Source organism: Dysosmobacter sp. HCP28S3_G4 (assembly GCF_052065175.1).
Lineage (GTDB): Bacteria > Bacillota > Clostridia > Oscillospirales > Oscillospiraceae > Oscillibacter.
Genome location: NZ_JBQHUP010000027.1, coordinates 1 through 17,516, shown reverse-complemented (window position 1 = coordinate 17,516; position 17,516 = coordinate 1). Strand labels below are relative to the sequence as shown.

Genomic DNA, 17,516 nt, shown 5'->3' with positions numbered 1-17,516 from the left:
CATAGAGAAACCGCCGGGGGAGACGGCGTCTCCTCCGGCGGTCCGGCGCGATATGGGATGGGACGTTACTGCCAGTAGTCCAGACCGGCGTCCTCCAGGCCGATGTCCCTGGCGTGGAAGACGGGGTTCTTGCCCTCGGACTTCTGCTTCTCGTAGTCCTTGCAGGCGTCGATGGCCACCTTGCTCAGCACGATGCAGGCGGGCAGGTTGATGAAGCACATGACGGCCATCAGGATGTCGGCGATGTCCCAGGCGGCGGCCATGGACAATCCGGCGCCCACGAAGATCACCAGCGCCGCGATGATGCGGAAGCCGGTCATGAACTGCTTGGAGGGGGTCTTCTTCAGAATGAAGGCCAGGCAGTTGTCGCAGTAGTACAGGTTGCCCAGCAGGGTGGTGAAGGCGAACAGCACCATGGCGATGGTGATGAAGATGGGGCCGAAGCCGCCCAGCACGGAGGACACGGACTGCTGGACGTACTGGGCGCCGGCGATGTCGGCGGTGGGGGTGACGCCGGAGCACATGCACATCAGGGCGGTGGCGGTGCAGATCAGCAGGGTGTCGATGAACACGGACAGCATCTGCACCAGGCCCTGCTTCACGGGGTGGGACACGTCGGCGGCGGCCGCGGCGTTGGGGGCGGAGCCCACACCGGCCTCGTTGGAGTACAGGCCGCGCTTGATGCCGTACATCATGCAGGAACCGGCCACGCCGCCGAAGATGGCCTGGAAGTCAAAGGCGTTGCGGAAGATCTCGGCGAACACGCCGGGGACCAGGTTGATGTGGAACAGGATGACCACCAGGGACACGGCCACATACAGGACGCCCATGATGGGCACCAGGGTGCTGGTGGCCTTGACCACCCGCTTGCCGCCGCCCATGATGCACCAGCCCACCAGCACCGCCAGAATGGCGCCGATGATCCAGGGGGTGACGCCGGGGGTGTAGAAACTGTAGGCCTTGAAGGTGTCCTGGAGGTTGTAGGAGGCCAGCATGTTGAAGCCGCCGGCGTAGGTCAGGATCAGGGAGACGGCGAAGGCCACGCCCAGACCCCGGTTGTGAAGGGCGGATTCGATGTAGTAGGCGGGGCCGCCGTAGCTGTCGCCGTTGGGGTCCTTCCGCTTGTAGACCTGGGCCAGGGTGCTCTCCACGAAGGCGGAGGCGCCGCCGATGAGGGCGATGACCCACATCCAGAAGGCCGCGCCGAAGCCGCCCAGGCAGATGGCGGTGGACACGCCGATGATGTTGCCGGTGCCCACCCGGGACGCGGTGGAGACCATCAGCGCCTGGAAGGAGGACACGGAGCCGTCCTTGGCGGGCTTCTCCGCTACCACGCGGATGGACTCGCCGAACAGGCGGAACTGGACGAAGCCGGTGCGGACGCTGAAGTACAGGCCCGCCGCCAGCAGGACGATGATGAGGACCGGATAGTACAGAAAGCTGTCCAGCCCGTCTAGAATGGTCATGATCATAGTTGCAATCTCTCCCTTTTCTTCATAAATGATGCCGGGTCAATGCCGTTTCGCGGGATGTCCCGCCTGGGTCCGCCGCTGTCCGCCCCGCCTCCTTTCCGCTCTGCCGTCCGTCCCTCCTCTGCCCGGAAGGGGACGGACCGTGCACTGCGGACTGTCATATTCCGACAGAAATGTTTCTGTCTCAGAAACTCCCACGGCTATCTTAACAGGTTCTGAACGATCCCGCAACAGGGAATCTTCTCTTTTTTCCGTCAGATCTTGCAGTCTGCGCCGGAGAAGTAGTGGAGCCCCAGGGAGTGGGACAGGTACTCCAGCACGTGATAGGCGCCGATGCTGTTGCCCTTGGGGTCCAGGCCGGGGGAGAAGGCCGCCACGCCCATCTTTCGCTCCACGGTGGCCATGATGCCGCCGCCCACGCCGCTCTTGGCGGGCATCCCCACCCGCATGGCGAACTCGCCGGAGCCGTCGTACAGCCCGCAGGTCACCATCAGGGTCTTGACGATGCGGACGATCCAGTCCTCCGCCACCTGCTCCCCGGTGCGGATGTCCACGCCGTTGTTGGCCAGCACCAGGGCGTAGTTGGCCAGGTCCTCGGTGGTGACGCTGACGGAGCACATCCGGAAGTAGAAGTCCAGGGCGTCCTCCACCTCGCAGTCCAGCACATTGTCGCTCTGCATCAGGTAGGCCATGGACCGGTTGCGGTTCCCGGCGTGCTTCTCCGACAGGTAGACCGCCTCGTTGAGCCGGATGGAATCCCGGCCGCACAGCCGCCGCACCAGATGGAGGAAGTCGTCGAAGGTCTTTCCCGCCCCCACGCAGCAGCTGGCCACCACGATGGCCCCGGCGTTGATCATGGGGTTCAGGGGATGGGGGGTCTTGGTCTCCAGCTTCGTCAGGGAGTTGAAGGCGTCGCCGGTGGGCTCCACGCCCACGCGGCTGAACACGTGCTCAAAGCCCACGGTCTGAAGCGCCATGATGAGGGACATGGTCTTGGAGATACTCTGGACGGTGAACTCCTGCCGCCAGTCCCCGGCGTGATAGACGCTGCCCCGGGTGGTCATGATGCAGGCCCCCAGCTGGGTGGGGTCTCCCTTGGCCAGCTCCGGGATATAGGTGGCCACCTTGCCCTCCCGCATGAAGGGGCGGGCGTAGTCCATGGCCCGGTCCAGTACCTGCTGGATCATTGCGGTTCACTCCTTTTCCGCCCGCGGCCGGCGGCACGCAGGACGAATCTCACAATTTCGATGAGGCTATTGTAGCATATCCTTGTACAAAGTGTTCATCCGCATTCCCGATAAGGGATATCGGAGTTTTCCGTAAAGGATTTCACCAAAAAGAAAACCCGGAATTTGTGCAATCCGTTAAAAATCAGACAATCGGAAGAAAATTTCTGTCGGGCTGCCGGCGGGGACGTTATAATACAGGTTGAATCAAAGAACAGAACAGGGGAGCAGCTATGGATATCAAGTACTTTGAATATTTCGACGCCGTGGCCCGCTGCGGCTCCATCAACAAGGCGGCCCAGGCGCTGTACATCTCCCAGCCCCATCTGAGCCACATCATCCGGGACATCGAGTCGGAGGTGGGCATGGAGCTGCTGCGCCGGACGAAGCAGGGCGTCACCCTGACGCCGGAGGGGGAGAAGTTCCTGGAGCACGCCCGGGCCATCCTCCGGGAGATGGAGAGCCTGAAGAACTTCACCCGCCAGTCCCCGCCGGACAAGGACCGGCTCAGCGTGTCCATGACCAAGTTCACCCACACCATGGAGGTGTTCAACGAGATCTGCGCCGAGAACCAGCGTCAGGAGCGGTTCTCCTACCGGCTCAACGAGGGCACGGCGGTGGACGTCATCGAGGACGTGGCCGCCGGTGTGACGGACGTAGGCGTGCTGGACTTCACCTCCAGCGAGCGGACCCGGTTCCTGGCCCGGCTGGGGGAGAACGGCCTGGAGTTCCGGCACGTGGCCACCCTGATGCCCCACATCGTGGTGTCGAAGAACCACGAGCTGCTGCGCCAGGGCCGTCCCGTGACGCTGGAGAACCTGCGGGACTACGCCTTCGTCCGGTACAGCGGCCAGTACGAGGACTTCATCTACAGCATCTCCACCGAGGACGCCCGCATGGACATGGACAACTCCCCCCGCATCATCTACGTTGACGGCCGCTCCGCCCTGATGAACCTCATCGCCGTCAGCGACTGCTACACCATCGGCATCCAGGCCTTCTCCGCCCAGGACTCCATGTACCAGTGCGTGTCGGTGCCCATCCCCAACTGCACGGAGCGGCTGGAGTTCGGCATCGTCACCCGCCGGGACGCGGCGCTGTCCCAGCCGGAGCGGCGGTTCGTGGACCGGGTGGCGGCGTGCTATCAGGCCTTGCAGAGAGTGGAGTGAAGACAAGAGACAGGAGATAGGAGATAGGAGAGATCCTGGCTCCTGTCTCTTTTTTTCCGCGGCTCCGGCGGGGCGGGACGGAAATTGTGACGGGGCTGTAAAATTGGGAAAAACGCTACCCAAACGGGAAAAAACGTGGTATCATATCAGAGTTGAACACATGGCGCGGAGCCGCTGCGGCCGCCGCGTCTGAGCCGGAGCATCCGGGAGAGGAGGCGCCCATGAGGGCATTCTGGAAACATATCGCGGCGGCGGGACTGCTGTCCGCCTGTCTGGCGCTGACCGGCTGTTCCTTCAAGCCGGCGGCCTCGCCGGAGGACCTGTACGCCCTGCCACAGCTGCTGCCCGAGTACACGGATCTGAACCAGTCCATCAGCGAGCTGGTGTCCGGCGGTCTGGAATACGCGGCGCCGGTGTCCGGCGCCAACACCCAGTCCGTGCAGATGGTGGATCTGAACGGCGACGGCAGGGAGGAGGCCCTTGCCTTTCTCCGCAGCAGCGCCGCGGAGGAAAAGCCGCTGAAGATCTACATTTTCTCCCCCACCGGGGACGGATATGAGCAGTCGGCCCTCATCGAGGGCAGCGGCACGGCCATCTACAGTATCTCCTACCGGGACCTGGACGGCGACGGCGTCATGGAGCTGCTGGTGGGCTGGAAGGCGGGCACGGATCTCCAGGCCCTGACGGTCTACACCCTGCGGGGCGGCGATCCGGAGGAACTGGCCCGCAGCAACTACGTGAAATACGCCGTCACCGCCCTGGACGACACCCGCCCCGAGTCGGAGGTGGTGGTGCTGCGGGCGGACGATGAGGGCGACGGCGTGGCGGACTTCTACACCTGGGACCGGGACAGCGGACCCGGCACCCTGAGCCGCACCTCCTCCGCCCGGCTGTCCATGACCATGGCGGAGCTGAATTCCGGCCGGGTGACTTCCGGCACGCTGATGGACGGGACGCCGGCGCTGTTCGTCTCCGGCGTCAGCGACGTGGGCGAGGAGATCACGGACATTCTGGTGACAGTGGAGGGAGAGCTGACCAACGCGGCGCTGTCCCCGGTGACGGGGGCCACCACGGAGATCTTCCGGTTCCTGAACCTGTATCCCACGGACATCAACGGCGACGGGTCCACGGAGGTCCCGGAACCCACGGCGCTGCTCTCCTACAGGACGGAGCCGGTGTATCTGGTGAACTGGCGGGGCTACGACCGCACCGGCCGGGGCAAGACGGTGACGTGGACCTATCACAGCAACGACGACGGCTGGTATCTGGAGCTGCCGGCGGGCTGGGTGGAGGAGATCATCGTCAGCCGCACCCAGACGGCGGCGGACGAGATGACGGTGACCTTCTCCCGCCGGGACGGCGGCGAGGAGGACAGCGAGGATCTGCTGCGGATATACACCATCACCGGCGACAGCCGGGACATCAAGGCGTCCCGGGGGGACCGGTTCGTCCTGGGCCGCAAGGCGGAGACGATCTACGCGGCGGAGCTGCTGGACGCGGACCGTGAATGGAGCCGCGGCATCACGGAGGACGACCTCCGGGGCCGCTTCAACCTGATCACCACGGAGTGGCGGGCGAACGACAACTAATTAAAGAGGGGACTGGCGTCCCCCCTTTAGATTCCCCCTCACCAGTGACGTCGGTCACTGGTGTGTGCGCCCCCGGGGCGCACAGGTCGGGGTATTTTTCCGACGTACATGCCGCCGGAAAAATGATTACGGCAGGTTCTTTTGCCCGGTGGGCAAAAGAACCGTGGGAAACCAAAGGTTTCCCCCTGGCCCCCTTTCCTTTGCGAAGGCGCGCCGCGCTGCGGCGGTCGCACGACCCATCCCCCGCGACATAGAACAGACGAAAATAGGACGTTGCCAAGCCCCCGCAGCTGACAGAGCATCCGGAACCACCCCCAGCGCCAAGCCATCCCAAACTGCCAAGGTGCGGCAGCAAAAGAGGAGGGCAGGGCATCCGGAACCACCCCCAGCTAATGAGACATCATATGTGGTTGAATGGTCCAAGCCATCAGCCATTACCAGGCCAAAACCCCCGTACAAGGCGCTGCGAGCGTTCCGGGCGAAGCCCGGAATGCCGCCGCCGAGCCTTTTTCTCTTACACCATCAAAAGGCGCATTCTCTTTTTCCTCGGAAAAAGAGAATGGGGGTTTTGAAGCTGCCGGGCTTCCCCGGCACCCCGTCCTGACGGGAAAGGTTTTGAAGCTGCCGGGCTTCCCCGGCCCCCGTCCTGACGGGAGAAAACCCATCCCCCGCGAGGGGGGAAACCTCACAAACCATCCTGCCCCTCCGCGGCAGCGGAACCAAAAATAACTCAATGAGGTGAACACCATGAAAAAAGTCCTGGTGCTGGAGGACGAATCCAGTATCCGCAGCTTCATCGTCATCAATCTCCGCCGGGCGGGGTACGACGTCATCGAGGCCGAGACCGGCGAGGACGCCCTGGAGCGCCTGAAGGAGAACCCGGACACCAAGGTGGCCCTGCTGGACATCATGCTGCCGGGCATCGACGGCTTCGAGGTCTGCCGCCGTATCCGTGCCACCAACACGAAGATCGGCATCATCATGCTCACCGCCCGCTCCCAGGAGATGGACAAGGTGACGGGCCTGATGACCGGCGCCGACGACTACGTGACCAAGCCCTTCTCCCCGGCGGAGCTGACCGCCCGGGTGGACGCCCTGTTCCGCCGGGCCGGCGGAGACGACACCGTCCAGAGCGGGGAGATCCGTCAGCCGCCGTTCCTGCTGAACACCCGGAACCGCACGCTGGAGAAGAACGGCCAGCGGGTGAAGCTGACCCAGGTGGAGTACTCCATCATGAAGGTGTTCATGGAGAACCCCGGCAAGGCCCTGTCTCGGGAGGAGATCCTGGACATGGTGTGGGGCCGGGACTACTTCGGCGAGCTGAAGATCGTGGACGTGAACATCCGCCGCCTGCGGCTGAAGATCGAGGACAATGTGCAGAATCCCACCTATATCACCACTGTGTGGGGATATGGATATAAGTGGGGGTTCTGAGAGCTTATTCCGTGGATACGGGAGATCGCCGGTTCCCGGCAGGATGCGCTCCCCATTCGTCGTCGGGTCAAACTGCGCTATATTCGGGACGCCCTGCGGGGGAGGGCATCCCTCATACCGCTCCGTTGCCCCCTTGCACACCGTCGCGGCATTGCGATTCCCGGCCCCTTCGGGTCCGCCAATCGCGCCGCTTCCTCGAAACCGGCTCGCTTTTTCCGCCGCTGGCGGCGCTTCGCCGCTTTCCTCTTCCCCACAAAACCCGCTTCGCTGGGTTGCGGCGGGGGACCCCGCTTTCTTGAAAAAGAGAATGCGTCGCGCCCGGTGGAAGAGAAAATCGCTTTTGCCGCCCAACCGGCCCTACGGGCCAGTTGGCGGAAATGCGGGGGTCTTCCGAATCGGTGCCGACCAGACTTGCCAGCCTTCTGCCGGGTGCGGAGTACATTGGCTGTTGTCGATGCTGCTCCGCCGCAGCTCGCAGAACCCCGGCAGTCATCGTGGGGTGGAAGACCGCAAGGTCTGTCCTCCTTGCCCCGCGCATTCCGCTTCGCTATGCGCTGCCTGCCGGGTATCGAAAGCACATTGCCAAGCCCTCAGCAACCGCCAGGGTGCGTCAGCAAAAGAGAAGCAGGGGGAATCCGGGAGCGGTTCCTTCCACCGATCTCCCGCAACTGCCAATGTGCGGCAGCAAAAGAGGAGCAGAAGGGCATCCGGAACTTCCCCCAGCTTCCGAACCCGCCATACACGGTTGAGTGGTCCAGGCCATCGGTCACTACCAAGCCAAAACCCCCGTAACAGGCGCCGCGAGCGTTCCGGACGAAGTCCGGAATGCCGCCGCCCGAGCCTTTTTCTCTTACACCATCAAAAGGCGCATTCTCTTTTTCCACGGAGAGGGGTACCCCGCCGCAACCCAGCGTAGCGGTTGCGGTGGGGAAGAGGAGGGGCAACGAAGCGGTATGAGGGATGCCCTCTCCCGCGGGGCGTCCCGAATATAGCGCAGTTTGACCCGACGACGAATGGGGGTTTTGAAGCCGCCGGGTTTCCCCGGCACCCCCGTCTCACGGGGAAAGGTTTTGAAGCCGCCGGGCTTCCCCGGCACCCCCATCGCGCCCCGGAGGGGCGCACCCAGGCACCCCCGCGAGGGAGAAAACCCCCGCACCCCCGGCAAAGGGGAAAAAACCAACGCTCCCGACGCGCAGCGGCAAAAAAAGAAAGGCGGACGATCATGCAGGGAATCGGAAAACTGGAACGGAAGGCCCTCCGCATCCGGGGCCTGCGCCAGCGGTGGATCGTGAACACCGTGGCGCCCATCTTCATACTGGTGATCCTCATCGTCACCCTGTTCTCCGCCGGCGTGGCCAGCTACTACTACTCCAGTATGCGCACCGGCCTGGAGAACAAGGCCCAGACCGCCGCCGACTCCTTCACCAGCTACTTCATGACCAGCTTCGCCGAGTACAACCAGCGGGCGGTGAGCTACGCCGACAACTTCGAGGACAAGGACCACATCGAGCTGCAATTCATCAACAGCAGCGGCCGGGTCCAGGTGTCCTCCACCTCCAACCTGACGGCGGGCACCTCCCCCGGCACCGACGACATCGCCCAGGCCCTGTCCACCGGCAAGATGGCCCACTTCCAGGGCAGCGACCCCCAGACCGGGGAGAACATCCTGTCCGTCACCTGCCCCCTGGCCTTCAACGGCAAGGTGGTGGGGGCCATGCGGTATATCACGTCCCTGAAAAACGTCAACACTCAGGTGATGATCTCCGTGCTGATCATCCTGCTGGTGGCGGTGCTGTGCATGGCGCTGGTGATCTTCTCCAACCTGCTGTTCATCAACAACGTGGTGGAGCCGGTGGCGGTGGTGTCCGACGCCGCCAAGCGCATCTCCGCCGGCAGCTACGGCATTCAGGTGGAGAACCGGTACACCGACGAGCTGGCGGAGCTGGTGGACAGCATCAACGACATGTCGCTGAAGATCGGCCAGAACGAGAAGATGAAGACGGAGTTCATCTCCTCCGTGTCCCATGAGCTGCGGACGCCCCTGACGGCCATCAACGGCTGGGGCGAGACCATCCTGGGGGACACCGGCGAGGACCCGGAGCAGATGCGCCGGGGCATCCGCATCATCCTGCGGGAGTCCCGCCGCCTCACCAGCATGGTGGAGGAGCTGCTGGACTTCTCCAAGATGGAGGACGGCCGCTTCACCCTCCAGGTGGAGGAGGTGGACGTCCAGGCGGAGTTCGAGGACACCATCTTCACCTACCGCCAGCTGTTCCGCCAGGAGGGCATCGAGCTGGAGTACGAGCCGGGGGACGATCTGCTGGAGCCCATCACCGGCGACCCGGAGCGGCTGAAGCAGGTGTTCTGCAACGTGCTGGACAACGCCGCCAAGCACGGCGGCGCGGGAAAGCGCATCGCCGCGTCCATCAACCGGGAGGGGGACATGGAGGTCATCCGGGTCCGGGACTTCGGCCCCGGCATCCCGGAGGCAGAGCTGCCCTTCGTGAAGCAGAAGTTCTACAAGGGCTCCTCCAAGGCACGGGGCAGCGGCATCGGCCTGGCGGTGTGCGACGAGATCGTCCACCTCCACAACGGCACCTTCGACATCGGCAACGCCGAGGGCGGCGGCTGCGTGGTGACGATCCGCCTGCCCATGGGCGGCGAATGACCATTGCGCCCCGGCACTATTCGTGATATGATAGAATATCCGGCTGAGGGCCGGCGCGAAACACTGTGGTATATAGATGTATATAGAAAGGAACCCAGGCATGGCAGAAAAGAAACAATGCGCCTTCCGCACCAGCATCGGCGGACAGGCGCTGATCGAGGGCATCCTCATGCGGGGCCCGGAGAAGCAGGCCGTCGTCGTCCGGAATCAGGAGGGCGAGCTGGTGGAAAAGGTGGAGGAGCTGAAGCTCATCAAGGACAAGCATCCCATTCTGGGCTGGCCGCTGATCCGGGGCACGGTGAACTTCCTGTCCTCCATGGTCAACGGCGTCAAGGCCCTGATGTACTCGGCGGACTTCTATCCCGACGAGGAGGAGGCCCAGCCGTCCAAATTGGAACTGTGGCTGGAGCAGCATCTCTCCAGCAAGAAGCTGGAGAGCGCCGTCATCGGCCTTGCGGTGGTGATGGGCGTGGGCATGAGCATCTTCCTGTTCCTGGTGCTGCCCACCTTCCTCACCGGCGGCCTGCTGCACTTCTTCCCCGGCTTCCCCCTGTGGGGACGGAACGTCATCGAGGGCCTGCTGAAGATCGTCATCTTCCTGCTGTACCTGTTCCTGTGCTCCCGGATGAAGGACATCCACCGGGTGTTCCAGTACCACGGCGCGGAGCACAAGACCATCTTCTGCTACGAGGCGGGGCTGCCGCTGACGGTGGAGAACGTCCGGGCCCAGCCCCGGCACCATCCCCGGTGCGGCACCAGCTTTCTGTTCGTGGTGATCTTCGTGTCCATTCTGGTGTCCAGCGTGGTGTTCGGCATCTGGCCCATGACCAACGTGTGGCTGCGGACGCTGGTGCATCTGTTGCTGCTGCCGCTGGTGGTGGGCATCACCTACGAGTTCAACCGCTGGGTGGGACGCAGCGACAGCGCCCTGGCCCATTTCCTGACGGCGCCGGGCCTGTGGATGCAGAATTTCACCACCTTCGAGCCGGACGACGGCATGATCGAGTGCGCCATCCGGTCGCTGGAGCTGGTGCTGCCTGACGAAAAAGGCAAAGACGCCTGGTAAAAGATCCCCCCTGCGCGGGGAGGGCGGGGGTTCCGGCGAAGCCCGGCGGCTTTGCGAGGTCCCTCGCGGGGGATTTCCCTTTTTCCGTGAGCACGGGGGGTGCCGGTTCCCGGCAGGATGCGCCCCCCATTCTCTCCCCCGGGGAGAGAATGCGCCGCGCCCGGTGGAAGAGAGGCGCCAGGGGAACCCTTTCGATGGGGTTCCCCTGGACCCCTCCGCGACGACACAAAGAGAGGGGACCGCGGGTCCCCCCTCTTTGGAATCTTCCCCCTGAGGGACGGGAGCAGGCAACCCCCCAGCCACGGCCGCAGGCCGTGCCCACCCCCCTTTTGCGAAAGGGGGGCATCCCCCGCAAGCACCTGACTTCCGATAGGAGGGTGCCAATCTATCCCCAACAACCAGGGTGCGGCAGCAAAAAGAGAAGGACGGGGCATCCGGGCGGGACCCCAACTTCCGCAACTGCCATACGCGGTTGAATGGTCCAAGCCATCGACCAGTACCAGGCCAAACCCCCGTAACAGGCGCTGCGAGCGTTCCGGGCGAAGCCCGGAATGCCGCCGCCAAGCCTTTTTCTCTTGACACCATCAAAAAGCGCTTTCTCTTTTTCCACGGAAAAAGAGAAAGGGGGTTTTGAAGCCGCCGGGCTTCCCCGGCACCCCGTGCCAACGGGAAAAGGTTTTGAAGCCGCCGGGCTTCCCCGGCACTCCCGTCCTGACGGGAAAAGGTTTTGAAGCCGCCGGGCCTCCCCGGCACCCCGTCTGCACGGGAAAAAGATCCCGCCCCGCGGCGGCAGCCGCAAAAAAGGAGCAGCTTATGGCAACGACATACAACAATCTCTATCTGGATATCCGCCGGAGGCTCCGGGGCGCCGACGTGGGCGACCCGTCCCTGGAGGCCCGGGAGCTGGTGTGCTTTGCCACCGGCAAGACCCGGGAGGAGCTGCTGCGGGACGGCAATCTCTACGCCTCTCCGGAGCTGGAGCAGCAGACCTGGGCGCTGGTGGACCGCCATCTGGCGGGGGAGCCGGTGGCCTACCTCATCGGAGAGTGGGAGTTTTACGGCCTGCCGCTGGACATCTCCCCGGACGTGCTGATCCCCCGTCCGGACACGGAGGTGCTGGCGGAGCAGGCCATCGCGTACTGCCGGACGCTGGGGGAGTGCCGGGTGCTGGACCTGTGCGCCGGCAGCGGCTGTGTGGGTCTGGCGGTGGCGGCCAACGTCCCCAACGCGCGGGCCGTACTGGGGGACCTGTCGGAGGGCGCGCTGAAGATCTGCCGCCAGAACATCCGCCGCAACGGCCTGACGGGCCGGGTGATCTCCATGCAGGTGGACGCCCTGTCGAAGCCGTCCCCCAATCTGGGGGAGTTCCAGTGCATCGTCTGCAATCCGCCCTACATCCCCCACGGCGACATCGCCGGACTGGACGTCTCCGTCCGGGACTACGAGCCCCATCTGGCCCTGGACGGCGGGGAGGACGGCCTGGAATTCTACTGCGCTATCACCCAACTGTGGCGGGACGCCCTGACCCCCGGCGGGCGGATCTACTTTGAAGTGGGCGTCGGCCAGGCGGATATGGTGCTGCGGATCATGCGGGCCGTGGGCTTCGGCGACATTCAGATCGTGAAGGACCTCCACGGCATCCCACGGGTGGTGTTCGGGACGCTGTGCACAGAGGTTTGACGGGTGCCGGGGAAGCCCGGCGGCTTTTGTGAGGTCTCCCTTGCGGGAGTGCGGAGGTGCGCCCCTTCGGGGCGCGGGGAAGTGCAGCGAAGGCCGATGGCTTTGCGGCTCCGCCGCGGGGCAAAACCTTTTCCCGTCAGGACGGGAGTGCCGGAGAAGCCCGGCAGCTTCAAAACCCCCATCTTCTTTTCCGAGGAAAAGAAGATGCGCCTTTTGATGGTGTAGAAGAAAAGGCTGGGGCGGCGGCATTTCAAACTTTGTTTGAAACGCCTTGTTCCGCCCTGTTACGGGGGCTTTGGCCCGGCAGTCGTTGTTGGCCGTGCCCTCTGTATCCGCTCTTGACACCGACAGAACTCCGGGTCCCTCCCGGATGCTCCGCCGTTCTCTTTTCGCTGCCGCACCCTGACATTCGCGGAAGCGTCCCGCCCATATTGCAAATCCCCCGTAACCACCGGATTGCGGCAGCAAAACAGAAGCAGGGAGCATCCCTGAATTCCCCCAATGTTCGCAACTGCCATATTCGGTTGAGTGGTCAACGCCATCGACCACTACCAGTCCAAAACCCCCGTAAAAGGCGCTGCGAGCGTTCCGGGCGAAGTCCGGAATGCCGCCGCCCAGCCTTTTTCTCTTGACACCATCAAAAGGCGCTTTCTCTTTTTCCACGGAAAAAGAGAAAGGGGGTTTTGAAGCTGCGGCCTTCGCCGCACTTTCCCGCGCCCGGAACGGGCGCACTTCCGCACTCCCCGCGCAGGGAAAAAACCAACAGATGCTTAATTTTCTGAGCATCCCATCTGCTATGATGGTATCAAACCGGCGGACCGCCGGAGGACGATATATTGACGAGAATAAACACGTAAAACACGTTAAGGAGGACATACAACATGGCAAAAGAAAAGGCGACAGTGCCCAGCGCGGCTCCGGCCAGCGACAAGAAGCAGGCCATTGCCACGGCCATGGCCCAGATCGAGAAGATGTACGGCAAGGGCTCCATCATGCGCTTCGGCGACGGGGCGGAGTTGAACGTGGACTTCATCCCCACCGGCTCTCTGGCGCTGGATCTGGCGCTGGGCATCGGGGGACTGCCCCGGGGCCGCATCGTGGAGATCTACGGACCGGAGTCCTCCGGTAAGACCACCCTGGCCCTCCATGTGGTGGCGGAGGCCCAGAAGCGGGGCGGCGAGGTGGCCTTCGTAGACGCCGAACACGCCCTGGACCCCACCTACGCCCGTGCGTTGGGCGTCCGGGTGGAGGACATGCTGATCTCCCAGCCGGACACCGGCGAGCAGGCCCTGGAGATCACCGAGGCCCTGGTCCGCTCCGGCGCCATTGACGTCATCGTGGTGGACAGCGTGGCCGCCCTGGTACCCCGTGCCGAGATCGAGGGCGAGATGGGCGACAGCTACGTGGGCCTCCAGGCCCGCCTCATGAGCCAGGCGCTGCGGAAGCTCACCGGCGCCATCGGCAAGACCAACACCATCGTCATCTTCATCAATCAGCTGCGTGAAAAGGTGGGCGTCATGTACGGCAACCCGGAGGTCACCACCGGCGGCCGGGCGCTGAAGTTCTACTCCTCCGTCCGCATCGACGTCCGCCGCATCGAGGCTCTGAAGAACGGCTCCGAGGTCATCGGCAACCGCACCCGGGCCAAGGTGGTGAAGAACAAGGTGGCGCCCCCCTTCCGGGAGGCGGAGTTCGACATCATGTACGGCGAGGGCATCTCCAAGGTGGGCGAGCTGGTGGACATGGGCGTGAAGCTGGGTCTGGTGCAGAAGTCCGGCTCCTGGTTCTCCATGGGCGAGGTCCGCATCGGCCAGGGACGGGACGCCGCCAAGCAGTACCTGAAGGACCACCCGGAGGAGGCGGACCGTCTGGACGCCGAGGTCCGGAAGAATTTCGACAAGCTGATGAGCAGCCAGTCCAAGATCGCCGCCAAGGCGGCGGGCCGGGCGGTGGATGTGAACGCCGACGACTTCAGCGATGAGGGTTGAGCGGATCGAACCGTCCAGGCATCAAAAGGGCCGGGTCCTGCTGTTTCTGGAGGACGGCTCGCTGCTGAAGATCACGGAACAGGAGCTGCTGGACTTCGGCCTCCGGGCCGGGGACCGGCTGGATGAGGAGACGCTGACCCGTCTGCGGACCGCCGCCGCCGGGTCCGACGCCAAGGCCCAGGCGGCGGCCCTCATCGGACGCCGGGCTATGTCCCGGTCCGATCTGGAGCGGAAGCTCCGGGAGAAAGGGGCCTCCGCCGGCGACGCGGCCTACGCCGCCGAGTGGCTGGAGGCCATCGGCGCGCTGGACGACGGGGAGTACGCGGCCATGCTGGTGCGGCACTGCGCGGGGCTGGGCTACGGCCCTGCCCGGTACCGGGAGGAGCTGCGGAAGCACGGTATTGACCGGGAGCTGTGGGAGGACGCCATGGCTCAGGCGCCGGAGAGTACGGAGCTGGCGGAGCAGTATCTCCGGGACCGGTTCCGGGGCGGCGCCCCCGATGAAAAGGAGCGGAAACGGGCCGCCGCGGCCCTGACGCGGAGAGGATTCGACTGGGGGACGGTGAAATCCGCCATGAGAGTGTATGAGGAGATCCCCTTCGGGGAGGAGGATGGAGAGGCGCCCTAGCGGGCGCGGGGGAATGCGGTGAAGACCGCAGCTTCAAAACCCCCATTCTCTTTTTCCGAGGAAAAAGAGAATGCGCCTTTTGATGGTGTAAGAGAAAAAGGCTCGGGCGGCATTCCGGACTTCGTCCGGAACGCTCGCAGCGCCTGTTACGGGGGTTTTGGCCCGGTGGAGATTTGCGGGCTTTGCCTCCTGTATTCGCTCTTGACACCAACGGAACTCCGGGTCCCGCCCGGATGCCCCGCCGTTCTCTTTTGCTGCCGCACCCTGGCGGTCACGGAAGACCGGAGGTGTGGTCCCGCCCGGATGCAATGTCCTCCTCTTTTGCTGCCGCACCCTGGCAGTTGAGGAAAGCTGGGCACCGTTCTTTCGGGACTGCCCGGGTAGCGCATAGCGAAGCGGAATGCGCGGGAGTAGGAGGACAGACCTTGCGATTTTCCACCCAACGATGGCTGCCGGGGTTCTGCGAGCTGCGGCGGAGCAGTCCCGACAACAGCCAATGTACTCCGCACTCGGTAGGAGACCGGCAGGTTTTGCCGGCACCGATTCGGAAGACCCCCGCATTTCCGCCAACTGGCCTGCGGCCAGTTGGGCGGCAAAAAGCGACTTTTTCTTCCACCGGGCGCGACGTATTCTCTTTTTCAAGAAAGCGGGGTCCCCCGCCGCAACCCAGCGAAGCGGTTGCGGTGGGGAAGAGGAAAGCGGCGAAGCGCCGCCAGCGGCGGAAAAAGCGAGCCGGTTTCGAGGAAGCGGCGCGATTGGCGGACCCGAAGGGGCCGGGAATCGCAATGCCGCGACGGTGTGCAAGGGGGCAACGGAGCGGTATGAGGGATGCCCTCCCCCGCAGGGCGTCCCGAATATAGCGCAGTTTGACCCGACGACGAATGGGGGGCGCATCCTGCCGGGAACCGGCACCCTCCCGTGCCCACGGAAAAAGGGAAATCCCCCGCGAGGGACCTCGCAAAGCCATCGGCCTTCGCCGATCTATTCCGCACCCCGCGAGGGGAAAACACGCCGCACCCCCGCGAGGGGGAAATACGAACTCATCCCGCGCCGGGAAAGGCGCAAAAACCCGCAATTTTGGAGGTACCGACATTGAGCTACAACGTATCATTCATCTCCCTGGGCTGCGCCAAGAACCAGGTGAACTGCGAACAGATGATGGCGTCCGTCCAGGCGGCGGGCCATGCCATCCAGGCGGACCCGGACGGGGCCGACGTGGTGGTGGTGAACACCTGCGGTTTTCTGGCGTCGGCCTGTGAGGAGGCCATCGACAACATTCTGGAGATGGCGGAACTGAAAAAAGAGGGCCGGGTGAAGAAAATTCTCGTCACCGGCTGCATGGCCCAGCGGTACAAGGAGGACGTGCTGACGGAGCTGCCGGAGGTGGACGGCATCCTGGGCACCGGCAGCTACGGCGACATCGCCCAGGCCATCGACGAGGTGATGGCCAAGGGGCTGCGGCCCTGCCACATCGGCAACATCCACACCGCCAACCAGAGCGGGGAGCGCATCCTGTCCACGCCGTCGTGGTACGCCTTCCTCCGCATCGCCGAGGGCTGTGACAACCACTGCGCCTACTGCGTCATCCCGTCCCTCCGGGGCAAATACCGCAGCCGCCCCATGACGGAGCTGCTGGAGGAGGCCCGGGAGCTGTCGGACGCCGGGGTGCGGGAGCTGATCGTCATTGCCCAGGACATCACCCGCTACGGCACGGACCTGAACGGGGAGCATCAGCTGGCGGCGCTGCTGAGAGAGCTGTGCAGACTGAACTTCCACTGGATCCGTCTCCACTATCTGTACCCCGACGAGATCACCGACGAGCTGATCGACACCATCGCGGAGGAGCCGAAGATCGTCAAGTATCTGGACATCCCCATCCAGCACTGCAACGACACCATCCTGAAGGCCATGAACCGCCGGGACACCAAGGCGTCCCTGACGGAGATGCTGGGGAAGCTGCGGGGCCGCATCCCCGGCCTGGTGCTGCGCACCAGCATCATCACCGGCCTGCCCTACGAGGACGAGGCGGCCTTCGAGGAGCTGTGCGATTTCCTGCGGGAGACGAAGATCGAGCGGGCGGGCGTGTTCCCCTTCTCCCCGGAGGACGGCACCCCGGCGGCGAAGATGGACCACGTGGACACGGAGGAGGCCCAGCGCCGTGCGGAGCTGGTGGTGGACGTGCAGTCCGATATCATCGACGCCTACAACGACTCCCTGCTGGGTACGGAGCGGGAGGTGCTGTGCGAGGGCTTTGACGGCCAGGCGCAGATGTACTTCGGCCGCAGCGCCGCGGAGTCCCCGGACATTGACGGCCGCATTTACTTCACCGCCGACGGAGAGGTACCGGCGGGGACGTTTGTGACGGTCCGGCTCACCGGGACCATGGATGGGGAGCTCACCGGAGAGATGGTGGATTGATTCCCCCTGCCGGGGGAGTAGCGGATTTTTCCCGTTGGAACGGGGTGCCGGGAAAGCCCGGCGGCTTCAAAACCCCCATTCTCTTTTTCCTGGAGAGGAAAAAGAGAATGCGCCTTTTGATGGTGTAAGAGAAAAAGGCTTAGGCGGCGGCATTCCGGGCTTCGCCCGGAACGCTCGC

Annotated in this window: 11 protein-coding genes; 9 read left to right on the top strand and 2 right to left on the bottom strand. The window is 64.2% G+C overall.

Annotation, left to right across the window (positions count from 1 at the left end):
• Nucleotides 1-65 precede the first annotated feature (65 nt).
• Both ACTNBU_RS07895 and glsA read right to left on the bottom strand, forming a co-directional pair.
• Nucleotides 66-1,472, bottom strand: a complete 1,407-nt coding sequence (locus ACTNBU_RS07895; protein WP_441032489.1) for an alanine/glycine:cation symporter family protein — start codon at nucleotides 1,470-1,472, stop codon at nucleotides 66-68.
• A gap of 254 nt (nucleotides 1,473-1,726) precedes the next feature.
• Nucleotides 1,727-2,659 carry a glutaminase A gene (glsA, locus tag ACTNBU_RS07890; protein ID WP_441032486.1) on the bottom strand — a complete coding sequence of 311 codons (933 nt, stop codon included), beginning with the start codon at nucleotides 2,657-2,659 and terminating at the stop codon, nucleotides 1,727-1,729.
• A gap of 272 nt (nucleotides 2,660-2,931) precedes the next feature.
• On the opposite strand from glsA, the gene ACTNBU_RS07885 reads away from it, so the two are divergent.
• The 9 genes from ACTNBU_RS07885 (at nucleotide 2,932) to rimO (ending at nucleotide 17,338) form a co-directional block, all read left to right on the top strand.
• The gene (locus tag ACTNBU_RS07885; protein ID WP_441032484.1) at nucleotides 2,932-3,867 is read left to right on the top strand and encodes a LysR family transcriptional regulator; all 936 of its coding nucleotides are present in this window, start codon (nucleotides 2,932-2,934) and stop codon (nucleotides 3,865-3,867) included.
• Nucleotides 3,868-4,088: 221 nt separating this feature from the next.
• The gene (locus ACTNBU_RS07880; RefSeq protein WP_441032482.1) at nucleotides 4,089-5,456 is read left to right on the top strand and encodes an FG-GAP repeat domain-containing protein; all 1,368 of its coding nucleotides are present in this window, start codon (nucleotides 4,089-4,091) and stop codon (nucleotides 5,454-5,456) included.
• A gap of 747 nt (nucleotides 5,457-6,203) precedes the next feature.
• On the top strand, nucleotides 6,204-6,890 hold the full coding sequence (locus ACTNBU_RS07875) for a response regulator transcription factor (protein ID WP_441032480.1): 687 nt from the start codon (nucleotides 6,204-6,206) through the stop codon (nucleotides 6,888-6,890).
• Nucleotides 6,891-8,112: 1,222 nt separating this feature from the next.
• Nucleotides 8,113-9,558 (top strand): sensor histidine kinase, encoded by a 1,446-nt coding sequence (locus ACTNBU_RS07870; protein WP_441032478.1) that lies wholly within the window; start codon nucleotides 8,113-8,115, stop codon nucleotides 9,556-9,558.
• A 100-nt stretch (nucleotides 9,559-9,658) separates the two neighbouring features.
• Nucleotides 9,659-10,624 (top strand): DUF1385 domain-containing protein, encoded by a 966-nt coding sequence (locus ACTNBU_RS07865; RefSeq protein WP_441032476.1) that lies wholly within the window; start codon nucleotides 9,659-9,661, stop codon nucleotides 10,622-10,624.
• Between the two features lie 813 nt (nucleotides 10,625-11,437).
• A complete protein-coding gene (prmC, locus tag ACTNBU_RS07860) occupies nucleotides 11,438-12,304 on the top strand; it encodes a peptide chain release factor N(5)-glutamine methyltransferase (RefSeq protein ID WP_441032474.1) in 867 nt (288 codons plus the stop codon).
• Nucleotides 12,305-13,185: 881 nt separating this feature from the next.
• Nucleotides 13,186-14,292 carry a recombinase RecA gene (recA, locus tag ACTNBU_RS07855; RefSeq protein WP_441032471.1) on the top strand — a complete coding sequence of 369 codons (1,107 nt, stop codon included), beginning with the start codon at nucleotides 13,186-13,188 and terminating at the stop codon, nucleotides 14,290-14,292.
• On the top strand, nucleotides 14,282-14,920 hold the full coding sequence (locus ACTNBU_RS07850; protein ID WP_441032469.1) for a regulatory protein RecX: 639 nt from the start codon (nucleotides 14,282-14,284) through the stop codon (nucleotides 14,918-14,920). The genes recA and ACTNBU_RS07850 overlap by 11 nt, the downstream gene beginning before the upstream one ends.
• 1,092 nt (nucleotides 14,921-16,012) lie before the next feature.
• Nucleotides 16,013-17,338, top strand: coding sequence for a 30S ribosomal protein S12 methylthiotransferase RimO (rimO, locus tag ACTNBU_RS07845; RefSeq protein WP_441032466.1), 1,326 nt, complete (start codon nucleotides 16,013-16,015; stop codon nucleotides 17,336-17,338).
• Nucleotides 17,339-17,516 lie beyond the last annotated feature (178 nt).